The 17,515-nt window shown below is 37.9% G+C and carries 28 protein-coding genes and 1 tRNA gene; 5 read left to right on the forward strand and 24 right to left on the reverse strand.

All coding sequences use genetic code 11. The annotated features are described in order from the left end of the window. Positions 1-5 precede the first annotated feature (5 nt). From MKY11_RS14805 to MKY11_RS14860, 12 genes are all read right to left on the reverse strand, one after another. The gene (locus MKY11_RS14805; protein WP_342501557.1) at positions 6-854 is read right to left on the reverse strand and encodes a hypothetical protein; all 849 of its coding nucleotides are present in this window, start codon (positions 852-854) and stop codon (positions 6-8) included. A 201-nt stretch (positions 855-1,055) separates the two neighbouring features. After that, positions 1,056-1,760 carry an MBL fold metallo-hydrolase gene (locus tag MKY11_RS14810; protein WP_342501558.1) on the reverse strand — a complete coding sequence of 235 codons (705 nt, stop codon included), beginning with the start codon at positions 1,758-1,760 and terminating at the stop codon, positions 1,056-1,058. Next, a complete protein-coding gene (gene bet, locus MKY11_RS14815) occupies positions 1,757-2,536 on the reverse strand; it encodes a phage recombination protein Bet (protein ID WP_342501559.1) in 780 nt (259 codons plus the stop codon). The genes MKY11_RS14810 and bet overlap by 4 nt, the downstream gene beginning before the upstream one ends. Before the next feature lie 42 nt (positions 2,537-2,578). Continuing rightward, the gene (locus MKY11_RS14820; RefSeq protein WP_342501560.1) at positions 2,579-2,845 is read right to left on the reverse strand and encodes a hypothetical protein; all 267 of its coding nucleotides are present in this window, start codon (positions 2,843-2,845) and stop codon (positions 2,579-2,581) included. After that, on the reverse strand, positions 2,846-4,816 hold the full coding sequence (locus MKY11_RS14825; RefSeq protein ID WP_342501561.1) for a hypothetical protein: 1,971 nt from the start codon (positions 4,814-4,816) through the stop codon (positions 2,846-2,848). Between the two features lie 101 nt (positions 4,817-4,917). After that, positions 4,918-5,136, reverse strand: a complete 219-nt coding sequence (locus MKY11_RS14830; protein WP_342501562.1) for a hypothetical protein — start codon at positions 5,134-5,136, stop codon at positions 4,918-4,920. Next, positions 5,133-5,327 (reverse strand): hypothetical protein, encoded by a 195-nt coding sequence (locus tag MKY11_RS14835; RefSeq protein WP_342501563.1) that lies wholly within the window; start codon positions 5,325-5,327, stop codon positions 5,133-5,135. Before MKY11_RS14835 ends, MKY11_RS14830 begins: the two co-directional genes overlap by 4 nt. A gap of 177 nt (positions 5,328-5,504) precedes the next feature. After that, the gene (locus MKY11_RS14840) at positions 5,505-5,627 is read right to left on the reverse strand and encodes a hypothetical protein (RefSeq protein WP_273543052.1); all 123 of its coding nucleotides are present in this window, start codon (positions 5,625-5,627) and stop codon (positions 5,505-5,507) included. Between the two features lie 54 nt (positions 5,628-5,681). Continuing rightward, the gene (locus MKY11_RS14845) at positions 5,682-5,957 is read right to left on the reverse strand and encodes a hypothetical protein (protein WP_148960609.1); all 276 of its coding nucleotides are present in this window, start codon (positions 5,955-5,957) and stop codon (positions 5,682-5,684) included. A gap of 2 nt (positions 5,958-5,959) precedes the next feature. Further along, complete coding sequence (locus tag MKY11_RS14850) at positions 5,960-6,217, reverse strand: helix-turn-helix transcriptional regulator (protein WP_234712496.1); 258 nt, start codon at positions 6,215-6,217, stop codon at positions 5,960-5,962. Between the two features lie 96 nt (positions 6,218-6,313). Beyond that, positions 6,314-6,511, reverse strand: a complete 198-nt coding sequence (locus tag MKY11_RS14855) for a helix-turn-helix domain-containing protein (protein WP_342501564.1) — start codon at positions 6,509-6,511, stop codon at positions 6,314-6,316. A gap of 45 nt (positions 6,512-6,556) precedes the next feature. After that, positions 6,557-6,754 (reverse strand): helix-turn-helix transcriptional regulator, encoded by a 198-nt coding sequence (locus MKY11_RS14860; protein ID WP_061409411.1) that lies wholly within the window; start codon positions 6,752-6,754, stop codon positions 6,557-6,559. A gap of 167 nt (positions 6,755-6,921) precedes the next feature. On the opposite strand from MKY11_RS14860, the gene MKY11_RS14865 reads away from it, so the two are divergent. From MKY11_RS14865 to MKY11_RS14885, 5 genes are all read left to right on the forward strand, one after another. Then, on the forward strand, positions 6,922-7,287 hold the full coding sequence (locus tag MKY11_RS14865) for a helix-turn-helix transcriptional regulator (RefSeq protein ID WP_342501565.1): 366 nt from the start codon (positions 6,922-6,924) through the stop codon (positions 7,285-7,287). Between the two features lie 60 nt (positions 7,288-7,347). After that, positions 7,348-7,977, forward strand: coding sequence for a DUF4352 domain-containing protein (locus tag MKY11_RS14870; protein ID WP_268417627.1), 630 nt, complete (start codon positions 7,348-7,350; stop codon positions 7,975-7,977). Between the two features lie 98 nt (positions 7,978-8,075). Next, positions 8,076-8,579: an ImmA/IrrE family metallo-endopeptidase gene (locus MKY11_RS14875; protein ID WP_342501566.1), complete on the forward strand. Its 504-nt coding sequence runs from the start codon at positions 8,076-8,078 to the stop codon at positions 8,577-8,579. Continuing rightward, on the forward strand, positions 8,572-9,855 hold the full coding sequence (locus MKY11_RS14880; protein WP_342501567.1) for a site-specific integrase: 1,284 nt from the start codon (positions 8,572-8,574) through the stop codon (positions 9,853-9,855). The genes MKY11_RS14875 and MKY11_RS14880 overlap by 8 nt, the downstream gene beginning before the upstream one ends. 98 nt (positions 9,856-9,953) lie before the next feature. After that, a tRNA-Ala gene (locus tag MKY11_RS14885) sits at positions 9,954-10,026 on the forward strand. Positions 10,027-10,085: 59 nt separating this feature from the next. Here MKY11_RS14885 and MKY11_RS14890 read toward each other — a convergent pair. The 12 genes from MKY11_RS14890 to MKY11_RS14945 form a co-directional block, all read right to left on the reverse strand. Then, positions 10,086-10,532 (reverse strand): hypothetical protein, encoded by a 447-nt coding sequence (locus MKY11_RS14890; protein WP_025207857.1) that lies wholly within the window; start codon positions 10,530-10,532, stop codon positions 10,086-10,088. A 101-nt stretch (positions 10,533-10,633) separates the two neighbouring features. Next, positions 10,634-11,452, reverse strand: coding sequence for an N-acetylmuramoyl-L-alanine amidase (locus MKY11_RS14895; RefSeq protein WP_342501136.1), 819 nt, complete (start codon positions 11,450-11,452; stop codon positions 10,634-10,636). A gap of 19 nt (positions 11,453-11,471) precedes the next feature. Next, entirely contained in the window at positions 11,472-11,735 is a 264-nt protein-coding gene (locus MKY11_RS14900) for a phage holin (RefSeq protein ID WP_008361671.1), read from the reverse strand. A 12-nt stretch (positions 11,736-11,747) separates the two neighbouring features. Next, positions 11,748-11,960: a BhlA/UviB family holin-like peptide gene (locus tag MKY11_RS14905; protein ID WP_017367922.1), complete on the reverse strand. Its 213-nt coding sequence runs from the start codon at positions 11,958-11,960 to the stop codon at positions 11,748-11,750. Between the two features lie 36 nt (positions 11,961-11,996). Continuing rightward, the gene (locus MKY11_RS14910; protein ID WP_039170001.1) at positions 11,997-12,137 is read right to left on the reverse strand and encodes an XkdX family protein; all 141 of its coding nucleotides are present in this window, start codon (positions 12,135-12,137) and stop codon (positions 11,997-11,999) included. Further along, positions 12,137-12,457: a hypothetical protein gene (locus MKY11_RS14915; protein ID WP_024719678.1), complete on the reverse strand. Its 321-nt coding sequence runs from the start codon at positions 12,455-12,457 to the stop codon at positions 12,137-12,139. Before MKY11_RS14915 ends, MKY11_RS14910 begins: the two co-directional genes overlap by 1 nt. Before the next feature lie 12 nt (positions 12,458-12,469). Continuing rightward, positions 12,470-13,786, reverse strand: coding sequence for a hypothetical protein (locus MKY11_RS14920; protein ID WP_274660886.1), 1,317 nt, complete (start codon positions 13,784-13,786; stop codon positions 12,470-12,472). Positions 13,787-14,299: 513 nt separating this feature from the next. Continuing rightward, positions 14,300-15,505, reverse strand: a complete 1,206-nt coding sequence (locus MKY11_RS14925) for a hypothetical protein (protein ID WP_342501568.1) — start codon at positions 15,503-15,505, stop codon at positions 14,300-14,302. A gap of 217 nt (positions 15,506-15,722) precedes the next feature. After that, the gene (locus MKY11_RS14930; RefSeq protein ID WP_017367927.1) at positions 15,723-15,899 is read right to left on the reverse strand and encodes a phage portal protein; all 177 of its coding nucleotides are present in this window, start codon (positions 15,897-15,899) and stop codon (positions 15,723-15,725) included. After that, positions 15,896-16,225 (reverse strand): XkdW family protein, encoded by a 330-nt coding sequence (locus MKY11_RS14935; protein ID WP_274660888.1) that lies wholly within the window; start codon positions 16,223-16,225, stop codon positions 15,896-15,898. The genes MKY11_RS14930 and MKY11_RS14935 overlap by 4 nt, the downstream gene beginning before the upstream one ends. Before the next feature lie 10 nt (positions 16,226-16,235). Beyond that, positions 16,236-17,108, reverse strand: coding sequence for a hypothetical protein (locus tag MKY11_RS14940; RefSeq protein ID WP_274660889.1), 873 nt, complete (start codon positions 17,106-17,108; stop codon positions 16,236-16,238). Between the two features lie 15 nt (positions 17,109-17,123). Continuing rightward, positions 17,124-17,507, reverse strand: a complete 384-nt coding sequence (locus MKY11_RS14945) for a phage tail protein (RefSeq protein WP_017359000.1) — start codon at positions 17,505-17,507, stop codon at positions 17,124-17,126. Between the last annotated feature and the right edge of the window lie 8 nt (positions 17,508-17,515).

A 17,515-nucleotide genomic window follows, 5' to 3' on the forward strand; every position in this document is an offset into this window, starting at 1 on the left:
GCTAATCATCCTCCTCCAAACTTAATGCCTTTTTCTTTGGCGTATTGAGCTAATGCTGATAAGTTGTCTTGTTGTCTCTTAGGTTTAAATTCAGATATGTTGCTAGGTTGATTGTTTTTGGCATGCCATCGATCAAGGATGCCTTTCTCAAGGTACGCAAATGATTTAATGCCATCCGCTCTATGTCTTGGTCGGTAGTGATCAAAAATCTCATCTATCCACACCAAAATGTCTTCAAGGGGTATCTGCTCCTGAATGATCCTCTCAATGGCCTGTGCATCAGCAGGAGTTATCATCAACCCACCTTTTCGAGACAAGTATTTATCTTCGATTTGTTGGAAAGGAGTTAGATCATTTTCTACTGGCGATCTCTCTTCTTCCTCTTCTTTAAATTCTTTAATTCTTGAATTCTTTAATTCTTGTTTTGGTTCTGCAATCGTTCCGCAATCGTTCTGCAATCGTTCCGTTGAAGGTTCATTAGCCGTTCTGTAATTAGAATTGTTTTGACCGTCTAAGCCTTGGTATGACTCGTATTTCACTATGGTGAATAGTGTTCCAATATCCGTTTCGCAAACGGTGACCATACCGTTCTCAACAAGTTTCTTTATGGAACGTAAAATTGTACTTTTAGATACTTCTTTTAGGGCTCTTCGTTCCTTGTAACAAAGGTCCTCACACAACTTAGAATAGGAGCGGATATACTGACCCTTCTTCAATTCAATGCCGTTAATTTTGATCCCGTCTTGATGGCTTGCTTTCAATAACAACAATGTAAAAAGCCTAAAAGTAGTAACATCATTCCAGATTTCATGATCAAATATCTTGCGATGTAGTTTTATCCATCCAGTAGACAAACAAATTCCTCCTTCCCAACTATTTGCTTTTGAGTCTGCAAATAGCGTATTTGCCTTCAATTTTCACGACTTCAAGATGCGGTTCATACTTAGCCATATAAGTGCTTATGTACATGGCCAATACCTTTTTCCGCATGTCTGGAGCTACTGATCTAGCCATCGTAATAAAACAATAGGGATAAGCTGTTTTAAAAAGCTCGCTCATTTCGGAACATAGACAACCTTTCCTGTTTGTTTTGCTATTTCTTGTTTGAATAGTTGCTCATCACTGTTTGTGTCAGATAGGTGCAACAACCATATTTCCTGCACTTTTGACAAGTCATTTGCTGCAAGGAATGTCTTTACATTCTCTAAGCTGAAATGCGACTGGATGAGCCGGTTACGCATGCTTTTATGGATGCTCCCATTTTCGATATTTGCATCCAAGATCGATTCAGAGTAATTGCACTCAACCATGATGTGCGTGAGTCCAGGAAACTTATATTTGATGTAATAGGTGTCAGTGGCAAAGAGCAGCTTGTCTCCGTCCTCATTAGCCAACAGGAAGCCATATGGCTCTGATACGTCGTGTTGAACATCAAGGGGCATAATTAGCCACGTGCCGATCCTAAACGCCTGCCGAGCTTTTACAAGATTGATTCTGTGATGATTTTCCACTCCAAGAGCTTTTGCCGTTCCAGGAGACATATAACAATCAATTCCGGCTCTCAAAACATCCTTTATAGCCTTGCAATGATCACCATGCTCGTGAGTGATGAGACAACCAGCGAAGCTCATATTGAAATCAAAAGCACGTTGCATCTCTTTGAAAGTGATACCACACTCCAAAAGGAGCGGGGTTTTACCATCAGTCACCCGATAGCAATTCCCCTTACTGCTTGACGAGACAGCGTTGATCTCAATCAAAATGGTGGTTCCTCATTCAATGCAGACGGCTTTTCATCATGTTCATTTGATGGTTGTAGCTCAGGTTCTTCACGTTGCTTTATTTCAGATGGTTCTTGATGTTGCACTGGATCTTCTACCGGCTCCTTGAAATCCACATCAATAATTTCTGAGTTTGCATTTTCATTTATTTCACGAGCAACTGTTTCAGTTGTGTCAGGCGTTTCTTCGTCCGTATACATGTTTCCAAGAGAGTTAGGAAAGGCTTCCCTTAAAGCATTGACAATGGCTGTTTTGCGTATCATGGTCATCGGCATCGATTTCCAAGTTGATTGACCTTTGCTGAACTCATCAAAACTAATCCGAATAGGGGTAGTTGTTTCACGATCTTTTCGATATACAATAGCCCAACCACCTAATAATTTGTCATTCGGCAGTTTGATTGCACCCTCTATGTCCACCATCTCACCGTCTCGCTCAACAATTATTCCAGCGCGTACTCCCGCAAATTGTTCATTATTTTCAGCACGTCTCATAAATGCATCTTTACCAACAATGATTTGTGCAGGCGAGCCTTTAAATTTCACCAAATAGGCTTCGTTAATAAACGGATTAAGTTTCTGATATTTACACAAGTTGATGAACATGACCACCTCTTGATCAGTTACATCAGCGTTCCCACGTACTAAATAATTTTTAACTGTATTTCCAGTAAGCTTGACATCTTCACCATTCACCTCAAAAACTGAGGGTGTCTCCATCAGTTTTCCGTTTGGATTCAATTGTTGATTACTCATCCGTATCCTCCTGTAGTTATGATTTTTCAAATAGGTGTTTTATTAATCGCAATAGCTCCTATTACAGTGCGGGCAACCTGTTACAAGACTACTAGCTGCTTTTTCTAAGGGAATCCCTGTGGTCATGGTTGCCTCTTCTTTACTCACCTGAATTTTTCTACCCATTTCAAATTTCCACTGACGTGGTTCATATATATTTGATCTACAATTCCAGCAAATACCGGTCGCAGGAGCAAAATGAGGGACACCCTTACGTTCGCAATATTCACTTTGAGCATTAATGCTTGCCACTGTGTTAAATTCAGACATTCATATAACCTCCTTCATTTCGTCATCTTGATTCACAACTCGCAGCTGCTTGTCCTTGTCGGATACTATCAAGCTAATAACTTGAGCATTCACATCGATAAGACACGTGACCGCCTCGCTGTTATCAACGAAAATCGGCGCAGAAATACCATAATGCTCATTCAATGTATTGATGATGTCTAAACCGACATTAATACGCGCCGCATTGTTTAAGCCTTTAGAGTAAGGAACACCTTCATACAGCGTTTCGCATGTTTCTGTTAAACCACCGTTGACTTGCTCTTCAAAGAGCTTGAAGCGGGCATACTTGAATTTGCTGTTTATCCGTTCTTCCATAAGGTTCATCTTGGTTCGGATAAACTCCTCAATGAGAAAAGTTTGTTGTTCTACCTCGTTATATTCATCAGCCATTTTCCGTTCTTCTTCCTTCAGCTCATCAATTCGATTGAGAGCCTTTTGAGCTTGATCGATGCGAGAAAGGTCATTGCGAATCAATGTCATTTCCTGCTGTTTTTCCTTGATCTGTTCATTAATCGATTGAACAGCTCCACTAGTCTCTTGTTCATCAGACTGGATCTCGCTTTTAATTCTTTCGATCTCCTCGATCTTGGCTTGATACGAGGGATTGTTAGTAATTGGAGCAATTGATGCTTCAGCTTGCTCCATATCTTCTTTCAGTTTTTCAACGGCTGCTGTCGTAAATTTCTCTTCCAAGATCAAAAGCTGAATCTTCTCATCAACCTCGTATAACTCGTTCTGCTTATTGTCATATTCAATCCCTAATTGCTTTCCCTTATCGACTATTCGTTCTAGGGATTCACTTTTTTGTAAATTGAATTTCTCAATAGCAGCTTGGATTTGCCCTTCTGGTAATGCTTGACCACATGTCGGACAATCTGTTAGATGATCCTCAAACGTTTCCTCATTTTTTTTAGACCATTCTTCTCGCAACTCAACACGTTCTTTGTCTGTTTGAGACAAAAAGGATGTCAAGTGATCCTTTTTAGCTTTTAAGCTGTCAAGTTGATGCTTGATTTGAGAAAGACTGTTTTTCGCTTGGTAGTAGGCTTCTTTTTTCTCATTCAATATCTGAAATCTTTCTGTGTCGTGGTCATTTTTTATTTGTTGCAGATCGCCTTCGAGCTGAAGCATACGCTTCTTACGATCTGCACCTGCATCCGCTTTGATAGAGCGGGCTTCTTTCTCCATATCATCAATTGATGCCTGAAGTGCTTTCAAATCTTCTTTCAATTGCTCCTGGTCTATATCCGTTACATCTTCAATAGAACGATTGATTTCGTCAATCCTGACTGGAAATTGCTCCAGGAGTTTAGTGATCTTTTTACGTTTTTCAGCAAGGATGCGCTTTTGTTCATCAAGACTTCTTTCATCTAAGATCGATTGAAGTTTTGATAATGAACTGTCCTGCTTAATAACGTCATCATCTGTCACAGCTCCGCCAATCTCCATGAGTACGGCCAAACGATCCTGCCACTTCATTTGTTCATTGAAATAAGAAGGAGAAGTTATCAGTTTGAAAATATCCTCAGAGATAATCTCATTGACCTTCTCAGCAAACTCTTTTTTCTTCACTGGCACGTCATTGACGTAGTAGTCAGTCGTATGGCCAGAAAAGACTTGCTTTGCTGATCCCCGTTTCTTGGTCCATTTCTCTGAATAGACCTTTTTCAATTCAACGGATTTACCATCGATCAATAGAACAGCTGATACCTCATGATCAACGCCACTGACCGCTTTGTTATCTTTTGAGAGCGTCTTGATCTCAAAGTCTTTTTTGTTTTGGCTGTCTTTATCAAAGAGCAGCCACGTAAAGGCATCAAACAACGTTGTTTTGCCTGTAGCGTTATCACCATAGACCTTTGCGCTTTCTCCACCTGTTTCAAGGGTGAATGATTTTACACCCTTGAAGTTTGATAGATGGAGTTCTGCCAACCTGATATTTTTGGTCATGAACAAGCCTCCATTGATTTACAGTGCCAACCTGCTATAATAGGGGTTGACACTTTATTCTGTAATTTTTGGGAAAGGTTCACTTGTGGGAGTGAACCTTTTTAATTTGCATTCACAAAGGTAAAATCGAGTTGTTCCTTCAGATAGCGTTCCAAGTTATCAACGAGGATCATTTCACCAGCATTTCTATCAATGACATACTCATCACTGGAGAAAATCTCATCCCCGAAATAGTCCGTTCCAACAACATCAACCACTTCAACCCCCTTTGGGTATCCAGTAGCATTTATTTGCGTGATCATTGGATGTTCAATGTTCATGCTATTACCCCTACCCTTCTTCGGATCGCGTCAGCTTTGAGCCGCTTAAACTCATCAAATGCTTGTTCGTTTGGGAAATAGAAAGCGAGTTCCTCATGAAATCCCATTACAATTGATCCCCCGACTTTTGCTAAACGGACTTGATCGCTGCGTTTCTCAGAAAAGGGTTGAATTACAGGTTTTTCTCTCATCGATTCGTCCTCCTAAGATTTATTGATGCTTATTCGCATCGTCCGACTGCGGATGGTGCATGATTTGAGGGGATGGGGTGTGTGTGCATTGTCCATCCGCAAGCCGGACGACAAGAATAAAACTTGTCGTGCTCTTCAAAGAGCGATATAATAAATTCGATCATTTCGATATTCGATTTAAGCAGTGAGTGTAGGAGCTTGCTGCTTTTTTCTTTGTCCTAAACCTAGTTGAGACTTTAAACGGGTTTCAGTTTGAAAATAAGAGATCTTCACAGCCTCGTCATCACGTAACTTACACATTTCCTTTACTTCCTTAGCCTTCATCAACTTGCTTGCAGTGAACATGTATTTCATTTAAATCAATCCTTTCAATTTGTTTTTTAATGTTTTTGGATATTCAACAGGCGTGATTTTAGCGGCTGCCATCAACAATTTCACCGTTGATTGTTTTTCATATTGCTGAATTTGCTTTATTGATTTTTCAATGTCTTTGTGAATCTCTAGTGCTTGTGCTGTATTTTTGTTTTTTAATGCATCCATTAAATTTTCTTGTAAAACCTCGATGCAAATCATTTCTCTTGTTATTCCATCGTTATCAATGCTTTTAAAGATTGAATTTCGTTTCTTCATCCTCATCCTCCGAACAAAGCCATGATGGCCGTTATTTGCTGTGTGACTGCCAGTGGATCAATGCCGCATAATGTAGCAATCATTGCTTCTTTAGCGTTTGTGGCTTCCATCCACCGTACATATGTAGGTACATCAAGCACCTTCTGATCATTTTCGATCTTTGATATGCAGCTACGAGAGCGGCTAAGCATTTCCGCTAACTTCTCTTGGGAAATGCCTGCCTGCACTCGGGCTTTACGAAGCACCACACCCAACTTCACCCCCTCTTCACCCCCTTTCAATGTTCCTATCTGGAACATGTTCCGAATTGGAACAGCAAATCTCATAAATCCGCTGTATTCTAAGGTGGTAAATTCTTAATCAATCACTGGCTGAAAGTTGGATTCCATTTGTGACATTTGCCATTCTTCAAGAACTTCTCTTTTAAAGAAAATTCTTTTTCTTACTCGGAAGAACGGTATTTGCCGCTCTTTCACCATTGTGTAAACAGTGTCGTGATGTACCCCAAGAAAATCAGCTGTTTCTTGAACACTCATAGTTGATTTTGTTGGCATATCTTATCTCTCCTAGTCATTAAATTAGATTTCTATTTCAGAAATTTATTTCCGAAAAAAATCCTTAATGTCACAGTCTAATTCTTTAGCCAAGATTGGGAGATGGTTTGCTTTAAAGGCATATTCTCCTGTCTCATATTTCATATATGTTGAGGCATTTTTGAATCCTAGGGCCTTGGCCATTTGTTGTAAATTAATTTGTTTGACATTACGTCTCGATTTGACAAATTTTAAATCTAACATATTTCCCTCCTCTCGATTTCTGTTTTAGAAATCTTGTTGTTGATTTAATAATACATTTCTAAAAAAGAAATTTCAACAGTTTTATTTCTAATTTAGCAATTTATTTTTTTCTACATTGGAAAAATGGTAAGATTTATATTGCTAATATAGAAAGTTGGTGATTAAAGATGCTGGCTGTAGGCGAAAGAATAATAAAATTGAGAGAACAAAAACAGTGGAACCAAAAAGAGTTAGCTCAAAAAATCAATATGAATGTCAGTGTAATGAACAGAATTGAAAAAGGAACTCGTCCTTTAACTGATTTTGAAATTGTGAAAATCGCTGAGGTTTTTGGGGTATCCACAGATTATTTGCTAACCGGAAAAGATTATAGGTTTGAAGCAGAACAACTTCTGAGATCAGGCAACGCGTCTACCGCTGCAAGTGATGGAAATACAGATATAGAAAAGAGAATTGAAAGAATTGAAAGAGCACTTAGGCTCCAGGAAGGTCGTAAACCAGGAGATAAACAAAATGACTTCAATGGTGATTAATTAAATTAAGACACTTTAATTAATTTCATTCATGTTATTTCTTAAAAAGGGGGCACTTTTTTGAAAAAGACTTTTTTTCACTTACTTATTTTGTTGATAACAACTTCTTTAGCTGCTTGTGGTACACAAAGTGCTAAAGTAAATGAATCAAATGAAAAGAGCGATAAACAGGAAGAACCAAATAAAGATTCATCTGATAAAAAGAAAACTAAAAAAGAAGCAGACGGAACACGAACCGCTCCCATACCTATGAAAGAGCCAATTTATTTCGAAGATTACATAAGTGCTCCAGATAATGAATATACTGCTGAATTAAAAATGAACGTAGAAGAGGTTATTCGGGGCGATAAAGCATTTGATGTTTTATATGAAACTAATAGCACAGTCGATAAACCGAAAAAAGGATTTGAATGGGCACTTGTTAAGGTCAAAGTGAAAATGACAGATTCTGAAACTGATGATGAACCTCTTCTATTCAGCCCAATTCTTAACTTCGATTTTTTTTCTAGTGATGGATCTCCTTACACACAGGAGCTGGGCTTTATAGCACCAAAGGACTTTAAGGGCGAAGTTTATAATGGCGGCTCTCTTGATGGTTACATAGTGAACCAAGTAGAAAAAGAAGATGACTTCTTAATAGCTTATAAAAGTATATCCACTACAGGTAAACTATTCTTTAAAACTAAATAATAAATGCCCTTTTTGGGCTTTTATTTTTAACTAAAAACAGAACATATGTTTCTGTTCTATCCGATTGTATTCTCATTGTAGAAAGGGGCTAAATAACATTGAGGTATATAAATAGTCATCTAGAAGATTGGATTGAATCATTCCTTAGTAATATTGGCATAAATGAATCTTATCAATTAGACAAACACAAAATAGCTAATGACCTAGATATTTGGATATTTTATGTTAATGACACAAGTCATTATGTTGAGATTAACAACCTGTACACTATTTTTCTAAATAGAAACCTATCTAAAGAAGAACAATGGCAAGATTTCGCCCATGAACTTTGTCATATTGTTAGACAATCCAGTCAATTCTCAAATTTTCATTTGACCAAAACTTTATGGAATATCTATCAAGAAAGACAAGCAAATTATTTTGCTTATCATTTTTGCGTTCCAACATTCATGTTAATGGATTTGGATTTACCCAAAGAACTTGAACTAGCTGTCTTGAAAATTTCTAACATTTTCAATGTTACTCCTGAATTTGCGAATCACCGTTTAAATCTTTATTATCAAAAAACTTTTTCTCAGACAAGGAGCGTTTTATATGGCTAGCATTGAAAAAAGAGGTAGCAATTCTTTTAGATTAGTTGTTGAAATCGGATATGATGCTAATGGTAAAAGGTTAAGGAAATATAAAACTATTCGTATAGAAGATCATAAACTGTTGAAAACAAAGAGAAAATTGCAGGAATACCTCTCAGACCAGCTTTATCAGTTCAAGATGGAAGTCAATTCTGGCGAATATATCGAACCAGAGAAACTAACCTTTGAATCCTTCATCAATAAGTGGAAAGAAAAAAAGCTTTATCAAAAGAGCGGAAAACCTTACTCTTTGACAACCTCAGATGTTTATTGGCGTCACTTAAAAAATCATATCCTTCCCGTTTTTGGACATATGAGGATAGAACGTATAAAGAGTTTACATATCGTAGACTTTTTAGATGATTTATCAAAGGATGGGGCTAGAAAAGACGGTAAGCCAGGAGGATTAGGAGAAAGAACAATATTAGATATTTTTAAATTACTGCAGGTAGTTTTTAAAACCGCAGCTGAAGAATGGAAGATTATCAAGGTTGATCCAATGAAGGGATTGCCCTTGCCAGTCAACGAGAAGAAAGAAATGAACTATTTTGAAGCTGATGAAGCTGCTCAATGTATTAAGATTCTATATGAAGAAGTTGAAATTAAATGGAGACTTTATTTCTTAGCAGCAATGATAGGGGGATTGAGACGAGGCGAAGGTCTTGCACTTGAATGGCATTTAGATGTGGATTGGGATGCTGGTGGATTTAAAATTAATCGTTCACTTTCAAAGACAATTCAAGGAAAACCGCATGTAAAAGACCCTAAGTCTAAAAGTTCAAAACGGTTTGTGCAGATGCCGGATTGGTATATGAATGAGCTGTTACTTTATTATCATATGTGGAAAAGAGAAAAAGAAAAGCTAGATGATGCCTGGGAGGGCGGAGATCATCAATACATTTTTCATAGTGGGTTTGGAAAGCCCTATTATTTCACAACACCTACTACCAAATGGAATCGAATCACGCAAAAATTTAAAATAAAAAATATCCGTTTACATGATTTGCGTCACACTATGGTTGCTTTATTGATGGAAGCTGGCGAAAGCATAAGTGCCATTCAAAGACGTGCCGGACACGCTAGCGCCAGAACAACATCTGATATATACGGCCATGTAACAGATGAAATGAAAAAGAGTGCAGCGAATCACTTTAACAAGTTTGATCCTAAACATCTGAGAAACACAAATTCAGAGATAGGAAATTTCCGTCCCCAAGTCGTCCCCAAGGTTAAAAATAATGCATAATACAAAATTGAGAGATTTCTCATCAAAAATAAAAAAATAGCCTTCCCCCTTGTATTCTAAGGGGGAATTAAATATAATAATATTTGTTGAAACATCCCGGGGCATTAGCTCAGCTGGGAGAGCGCTACGCTGGCAGCGTAGAGGTCAGCGGTTCGATCCCGCTATGCTCCATTATCAAAAGCCTATCCAATGATGGATAGGCTTTTTCATTTGATTTTACTCATAAAAGATTATTTGTCTGGTTCTTGAATTTGATAACCAAAGACTCCTTTTATCTCAACATCCCCGCAGCCTTCTTTTTTGGTCAGTTTAATACCATGGGGTCTATAAATGTAGCGCCCACTTGATAAAATTCGGTCTGTTGCACTTAGATCATATTGGTTACCTGTATACTCTTTGACTGATGACGGAAAATCCGTTCCTGATAAGGATGTTCTGTAGAGTGTCACCTCTAGAGTACACCCCTCTGCATTTAGTATAGAAAATTGGTAGCCATAAGTAGATGGATATTGTTCAGGATTATTTTGACCTCCTGGTACCCACAGATCTTTTTCCTGTTCCGTCATGATGAAATCAACTTCTACTTCTCGATAAATGGTCTTAGCTGCAACCTTTTCCATATTAAAATGGAACATGACAATGAAACAAAGAGACATCATTACACTTATCCGCTTCATACAACCCCTCCATTCATTTTTACCATTATACAACAAATAACTCCAAAAATGGTTTTATTTTACTTTTTATAATAGATAAGGGTTGATTCATTCCATATGTGTTAACTTTCTATGACCTTTCTTAATGTTTCTTTGGTCTTTGGACCATAAATGCCATCTGGGGTTAACCCATGCATCATTTGAAATCGAGACACTGCATTCGCAGTCTTGGGTCCGTAGTACCCATCGATTCCATTATTGATCGCTCCCTTATCAGGATAAAAATAAATCGATGCTAAGGCTTGTTGTACAGCTTTTACAGCTGACCCTTTTGTAAGAGGCTTCGTCACTTTTAAAATACCTGCAGGCAAACTGTATGTTTTTTTGACCTTGTTGGTTTTAGATGTTGATCTCGTTGATATGGTTTTGATAGATGTTTCTTTCACCGGTTTAGCTGTTGTCATTTGACTTGATGCTGATGCAATACCCGCCTTGAAGCCATCCCAACGATTTAACAGCTTACGCGGACACTCTTTCCCGCTCCAATGCTTATGTGGCACCACGTTTGATAAAGGAATTCCTAAATCCCCCATCAGTTTCCGAATAAGCCATTGGGCGTTTTTAACAGCCTGTTCAAAATTAGCGCCTGCATTTTCACAAATTTCAATTCCAATTGATTTCATATTGCCGGTTCCCCTGCCATCTCCTGCGTGCCAGCCATTTTCGTTTAAAGGTAAATGCTGATAAATGACCTGATCATCGACCGTGTAGTGCCAGCTAACCCCGGTACTTGCCCGAGCAACAAATGCTGCATGATTTGCCGCATCAGCCCCCCGTCCAGTGTTCGATGTATTATGCACCGTAATATAGAGCGGCTTCATCCTGTTTCCTGGTCTGTTGCGATTTTGTTTTGGGATGAGTGCTTGAATGATCTTCACCATATTGTTTCTCCTTCAAAAATTATTTTGTTAACCCTCTTTGTTTCAGGGCATCTTTTTGCAATTGACCTTTATAGGTCACATAATTATTTTTAAACCAAGCGATCACGGCAGTGACCATAGTAAAAATTGTGGAACCTGCCACATATAGTGCCTCTCCTACGGTTTGCACTTGCTCCTCGCTAATCGGCAGCACTGTTTGTCCAAACATGACAAGCGTTTGGTTGATAAGCGCAATAAAAAGAAGCACTGTGCGAATCACAGTGCCTTTGTCGAATGTTTTCATGATGTTTCCCTCCTATTTTAAATTCCTTTCAATTTTATCGAGCTTGTCGATCACGACGTCATACTTCTCACTAAACTTTGCTAACACATCATTTTGCGCCTCGATTTGCTCATTGAGTTTGTTTTCTCGTTCTTTTGTAGTGTTGAGAACATAAAACAGAATCCAGCAAAAAAGAACGGCGAATGGGCCTTGTGTCATTAAGTTTTGAACGACATCTACTTCCATTTGAATCACCTTCTTTCCGGCAAAAAAATAAAGCCATTAGGCTTTGTATATTTCTCCAGTTATATTTTGATAGTCTTCTGCCGAGATCCAGCCAATGCTTACATAAAATGCAATGTCCTCTGGGCCGTAACACTGCCAGTCCCAGAATTGTTTGATATCCGCTACAGTTGGAAACATCAATCTGATTCAGCTCCTTTAAAGATAGCAAATAGCTGTGTTAATTGTTTTGATAATAAAGCATTTTGTTTCTTTAAAAGCTCAATATCACTTGGCCGAGGAGTAACTAATTTTAGACTGTCTATATACTCCTGTGTTGCGGCTTCATACCATTGTTGTTTTTTTACATCAAATGCTGCTTTATAGAAGGATGGATTATTAGGTGGAGCAATTGTTGTACATTGATCTGGCACTACATAATTTCCTTCGTCATCCACCTGAGACACTTCTATAGGTCTGACCAATTCGTATCGATGATTGTATTCATAGACTTGTATCATACTATCACTTCCTTAATTTAATGGGATGACCGTGTCTAAATAGTAGCCAGTTACCGCACTATCATTTGCTGATAATAAACCAGTTAGCTTTAGCTCTCCTGTTTTGTATATAAGTAATTTACTATGACCCGTTGTACCTGATACGGGAACTGATACTACTAGGCCTTTATCTGGTAAGCCTGTAATTGGAATACTTCCACAGATAACTTCTCTATTTGCTTTTAGGTGACCTCTCAACAATAATAAATTTCCCCATCTAGTATATTCAACTGGTCTTTCTCCAATAGAAGAACCATTACTTAAGGTTACATTTAGCCACTTAACATTTTCAAAATCAGCATCAGTCACTAGTTTTTTCCACCCTTTAAAAACACCATCAGTATGGACCGTTCCGAACCAATGAGTGTTGTCGTAACTTCTGCAGACATGAATGGTCTTTCTACCATTTACAGTTTCTAAGATATCGATATTAAACCAAGAAGAATCATTATCGACAGGCATATTTACAATATTAGATCCTACAGCAAAGTAAAAGCCGGATGGCAGCGTTAAAATATCAGTTCCTATTGACATTGAAAGTCTTAATCCCTTTGAATTTAATAGGTTATGGTCATTGAGACGTTTCCAACCGCTCCACTCTTGTTGTGTACCCGTTACATCAGTTGTTGAACGGTTAATATAGACATCTCCTGTATTGTTTGCACCGATGACCCATCCATAGGTATTCTCACTAAAAACAGACAAAGCCCTCATGGAACTTCTTGTCGGAAGATCTGGATGTGCTTCATGAATGTACCATGAATGAACTCCCGGCAATTTTATCAGCTTATCTAAAATACTAGGATCATCCGCATTAATTCTTTCAAAAGCTTTTCCATCGTCAGCAGTAATTTTAGATAGTTGTCCTGCGTCCCATTTGTTTTTTTCGTTTTGAGTAGGCATTTGCAGCCAATTGATCGCAATGTCATTCACATGATAGTAAAAACAAAATGAATTACCTGAAGTGTCGATTGCGATTCCTACACCGATATTATTTTGACCTACTAGCTGAAAGCCTCTTAATGCAGCATTTCCTATAGCTGGAGAATCGACTACTCCAGAACCACCTGGCGCATAAAATGAGCAAGCCCCTAGCGCTTTAATTCCCTCATAGATACTGCCACCAGCAGGGATATTAATCAATTGGGACCCATTATCATTTGTCAGTTTATATAGCTGTGATTCATTCCATTTTTTCTTTTCTGAACCAGATACGTGAGGAATTGGATCTCCCTTATGAAGGTTGAATTGTTCTAGTAGTTCCTGATCATTTTCAATCAAAATTTTCACTAAATCGTTAAAGAGATCTGCATGAGCTTTATCACTCGTCTTAAAAGGTTGAGGTGTTTTTATGATCTTATTCTCCTTTCAAAAAACATTACGAATTAGGTGATGTTATGATAAAAATCAGTTATTTTACTTCGTTCTTAGATTTGGAACCAAACGTGATGAATTCATTAGGATTCAAGTCATTAGAACAATATTAAGCACATATTTTTTCAAATATCCCGATTTTTATAAGTCACGTCTGCCCTTACCTATGATTGATGCCACTCCAATAAAGTGGATCGATTGCATGAGTCTATTCCCTTCCTTTATTGTCAAAACAACAGAGTCAAACTCATTCTTTCTTCCTGCAATTCGACCCAATAATTTTAACAACATGTATTGTGCATTGAGTTTCTGTTCTCGTTCCTTTGTTGTATTGAACACATAAAACAGAATCTGGTAAAAGTGAACGTCATTAAGTTTTGAACGACAGCTTCCACCGATTTGCACACACACTTTATTTTTCAAATAATTCTATCTTAGCTGTGACAAGGTAACATAAGCCCTATTTACTGTAATAGTTCTTCCAGTGTTTTTGGGAGTAATATAAAATGTTAACTTATCCCCCGCTTTAAACTTTTGTTGAAGGTACAATACACATATACTTGATGAAATAACAGGATTCCAATTACCTAATCGTTGAAATTCTGTACCATTCACATAACATGACAAAATGCTATCTGATCCAACAGGAATGTTATTGCTATTAAGATAAAGCCTAATTAAATACAGACCATTATTTTTCAGTGTAATTTCAGCTCGCGAACGATTATACTCTCCTAAATCGTCTGATCTTGTATCACCAAAATTCAGTTTTGTTGGAACATTTTCAACGGCTGATACAGAAGAATTATCGAGATCATACGTATCAACAAAAGAAGTATTATCCATATCCTCCTTTGTTAAAACACGTTTCCAGCCTTGCCACCCCAAATTTAAATCAAGATAATTTGTATACATGTAATTGTTATAATCTATTGCTATGACCCATCCAAATGTACCTTTTCCATTACTATCTTGAGAAGTAAAATGATACATACCACGACATGATCTTGTAGTTGGGCTGTTTAATGCTTTACCTGTGGCATAAAATGTACCATGCTTCGGGCCTAAAGAAACAATCTTTTCAAGTAAATCTTCACCATCTGAAACAGATAGAATCACCCCTCCATTATCTGAAGTAATCTTAGACAATTGTCCATCATTCCATTTATTTCTTTCAGCATTTGACGGGAGCTTTGTCCAGTTAATAGTAGTATGTGCAGCATTATAGTAAAAACTATAAGCATTACCAGCAATATCTACAGCAAAGCCAGTACCAATGTTATCTTGACCTACTGTCTGTAATCCTCTCAATGAAAGATTTGATGGGGAATCTTCGACTCCAGAAGCTGCATAAAAAGTACACGTTCCTTTCCCTTTTATCGAATCAAAAATCCTAGCATCAGCTCGCACATTAATTAAATGACTTCCATTATCCGCTGTAATTTTATAGCCCTGAGAATCGTTCCATTTGTTCTTTTCTGCTTCAGAAGCATGTGGATTTGTATCTATCATATGTTGATTGATAGCCTCTAATAGACCCACATCATTGTCAAGAAATGCCTCAACCATGTCATTAAATAGATCAGCATGGGCTTTATCAGTTGTTTTAAAAGTGCGTGGTGTCTTAATCTCCATGATCATTCTCCTTTCAAATCTATTATCACTATACGCTTCCTTCCACTATATAATGTTATCTAATCACTCTGTGAATCATCACATTTCTGCTTTTCTGTATTAGCTGCTGTATTCTCGCATCATTTGTATGTTTTAAGAACTGCTCTAATATTCCAATATCATTCTCAAGTAGTGCTTTTAACATGTCATTGAAAAATCAGGTATGGTCCTTTTATTTCTATTCAGTTTTCACTCTTGATGCTTGTTTTATTTCTTGCAGCTGCTCTAAAGTGAGCATCCTTTGCTCGTATCCTGCATTTAGATCTTCCATCGAACAATCACCTAATTCAACTGCTTCTTTGACTAATTCAGGTGTTACCCATTGGAAATATAATGCCATAACCCAATAATTCATGTTTCACTCTCTCCTTTAATGAAAAGGATCTCATTCTTTAGCGCCTTTAGTTCATTTGTTAGAAGGTCACATTGGTGTTCAAGCTGTTTTCTCACTAGCTTTTCTTTGGCTACTTCTTGTGCTAGATAATCTAGTGGAAGAGGTGGTTGATACCTCGGGTTGACTTGGGCTTCCTCCCACCATTTTTTCAACTCTTCTGCCGTTGGCTTTGGCACATCTAAATGCCACTCGTTTATATACGAACCGTCGCCGTCATTTCTTAGTTCAAAATCTTTTTGCGGGTCCGCAGCGGGGTATTTATACTTAATGGCTTCATATAAAATCATCTGACTCCTCCTAAACTCTCGGGAAATTTCGGCCGCCTAATTCTGTAATGTCGAAATAGTTGTACCAACCTGAATTATCAGATATATAACGATCGGAATTTCCCGCATATCCTATATACATGTAAATTTCAATGTAATCTCCTTTATTCGCTGGCACATTCGCAGCCCCATATAAACCTATATCAAGTTTTGCCGTTTCAGAGGGTGTGGCAGGGAGATGTCTATAATGAGATATATTTTTATAATTTTTGCCATTTAAAAAGATAGACAGCTCAAAATTCGCATACATTTGAACCGTCTCAATATAGACTCCAGCGTTTACTAGATACATTCCGTTTTCCGGACAAATAAAACGACTATTTTTTATATCAAAATTATTGTGACTATCTTTGATTTTTCGATTAAAAAGGATCTTTTGTCGCTCAGCATTATTAAGCAACTGCTTACCAGTTGTACCAATGTTCGCATGAAGAAAGCCAGAGATTTTGTGCCACTCGGTCCACCCAGAGGCGATATACCATTGTCTAAACCAAATACCAGTACTAGTAAAATAACTATTTGTTTCATTACCGTTGCCATAATAATATTGTACAAAACGATACTCATTCATTTTTTCGTTCTTCACAAAACCTAATTTTGTAGGGTATCCGGTGTCATTCGCTATAGCCATCAACGTAATGCCAATCGGATATTCCTCACCGCTGACTGATGCATCTTGAATGGCTTGATCGCCTGTTAAAATGAACAAGCTTTCATTTGTGATTCCTTCTATTTGTTTACTGAGCGCATTATCGTTCTCCACAAGTGTGTGGACCATCCTGTTAAATAAGTTGGCATGGGCTTTGTCAGAGGTTTCAAACGGTAAAGGTGATTTTATGTCCACTTCTTTTCGCCTCCATTAATAAATATCATCAATCTCAAAAACAAATTCGATGTCGCCGTCTTTTTGTTTGTCTGTCATGGTGCGGATGGCGGTGAATTTGCCGGCCTCGTCGACAAGGGCTAGTTCATTGATGACTTCGCCTGCGAGTTCTCCTTCAGCGATGGTGCAGGTGTAGCGGATTTTTGCCGGTTCCATGAAGGTAAACGAGTCAATATTTTTTTGAATCAGTTCTTTTTTGAGTGCTTGTTCGGTTCCGTCAAGAGAGATCGGTTTTCCATCCTTTGTTCCTCCATTTCCGAATGCCATTTTGACGACTTTTGTGAGTTTTGTTCCTTCTGCTCGTGCCTTTGCCATTTGTTGACGTGCATATAGTGTGGTTACGGTTAATTGATCAGCCATTGTGATCC

Origin of the sequence: Bacillus sp. FSL W7-1085 (assembly GCF_038595035.1) — a bacterium.
GTDB lineage: Bacteria > Bacillota > Bacilli > Bacillales > Bacillaceae > Bacillus > Bacillus altitudinis.

What these genes read in the sequence shown, in the direction of transcription:
- MKY11_RS14900 (WP_008361671.1), bottom strand. Translation starts at nt 11,735, where the DNA reads ATGAAAACATTCGACAAAGGCACTGTGATTCGCACAGTGCTTCTTTTT.
- MKY11_RS14905 (WP_017367922.1), bottom strand. Translation starts at nt 11,960, where the DNA reads ATGGAAGTAGATGTCGTTCAAAACTTAATGACACAAGGCCCATTCGCC.
- MKY11_RS14895 (WP_342501136.1), bottom strand. Translation starts at nt 11,452, where the DNA reads ATGGTGAAGATCATTCAAGCACTCATCCCAAAACAAAATCGCAACAGA.
- MKY11_RS14820 (WP_342501560.1), bottom strand. Translation starts at nt 2,845, where the DNA reads ATGTCTGAATTTAACACAGTGGCAAGCATTAATGCTCAAAGTGAATAT.
- MKY11_RS14910 (WP_039170001.1), bottom strand. Translation starts at nt 12,137, where the DNA reads ATGTTTCCAACTGTAGCGGATATCAAACAATTCTGGGACTGGCAGTGT.
- MKY11_RS14855 (WP_342501564.1), bottom strand. Translation starts at nt 6,511, where the DNA reads ATGCCAACAAAATCAACTATGAGTGTTCAAGAAACAGCTGATTTTCTT.
- MKY11_RS14890 (WP_025207857.1), bottom strand. Translation starts at nt 10,532, where the DNA reads ATGAAGCGGATAAGTGTAATGATGTCTCTTTGTTTCATTGTCATGTTC.
- bet (WP_342501559.1), bottom strand. Translation starts at nt 2,536, where the DNA reads ATGAGTAATCAACAATTGAATCCAAACGGAAAACTGATGGAGACACCC.
- MKY11_RS14865 (WP_342501565.1), top strand. Translation starts at nt 6,922, where the DNA reads ATGCTGGCTGTAGGCGAAAGAATAATAAAATTGAGAGAACAAAAACAG.
- MKY11_RS14860 (WP_061409411.1), bottom strand. Translation starts at nt 6,754, where the DNA reads ATGTTAGATTTAAAATTTGTCAAATCGAGACGTAATGTCAAACAAATT.
- MKY11_RS14840 (WP_273543052.1), bottom strand. Translation starts at nt 5,627, where the DNA reads ATGTGTAAGTTACGTGATGACGAGGCTGTGAAGATCTCTTATTTTCAA.
- MKY11_RS14845 (WP_148960609.1), bottom strand. Translation starts at nt 5,957, where the DNA reads ATGAAGAAACGAAATTCAATCTTTAAAAGCATTGATAACGATGGAATA.
- MKY11_RS14925 (WP_342501568.1), bottom strand. Translation starts at nt 15,505, where the DNA reads ATGGAGATTAAGACACCACGCACTTTTAAAACAACTGATAAAGCCCAT.
- MKY11_RS14930 (WP_017367927.1), bottom strand. Translation starts at nt 15,899, where the DNA reads ATGAATTATTGGGTTATGGCATTATATTTCCAATGGGTAACACCTGAA.
- MKY11_RS14880 (WP_342501567.1), top strand. Translation starts at nt 8,572, where the DNA reads ATGGCTAGCATTGAAAAAAGAGGTAGCAATTCTTTTAGATTAGTTGTT.
- MKY11_RS14830 (WP_342501562.1), bottom strand. Translation starts at nt 5,136, where the DNA reads ATGAACATTGAACATCCAATGATCACGCAAATAAATGCTACTGGATAC.
- MKY11_RS14935 (WP_274660888.1), bottom strand. Translation starts at nt 16,225, where the DNA reads ATGATTTTATATGAAGCCATTAAGTATAAATACCCCGCTGCGGACCCG.
- MKY11_RS14835 (WP_342501563.1), bottom strand. Translation starts at nt 5,327, where the DNA reads ATGAGAGAAAAACCTGTAATTCAACCCTTTTCTGAGAAACGCAGCGAT.
- MKY11_RS14825 (WP_342501561.1), bottom strand. Translation starts at nt 4,816, where the DNA reads ATGACCAAAAATATCAGGTTGGCAGAACTCCATCTATCAAACTTCAAG.
- MKY11_RS14915 (WP_024719678.1), bottom strand. Translation starts at nt 12,457, where the DNA reads ATGATACAAGTCTATGAATACAATCATCGATACGAATTGGTCAGACCT.
- MKY11_RS14945 (WP_017359000.1), bottom strand. Translation starts at nt 17,507, where the DNA reads ATGGCTGATCAATTAACCGTAACCACACTATATGCACGTCAACAAATG.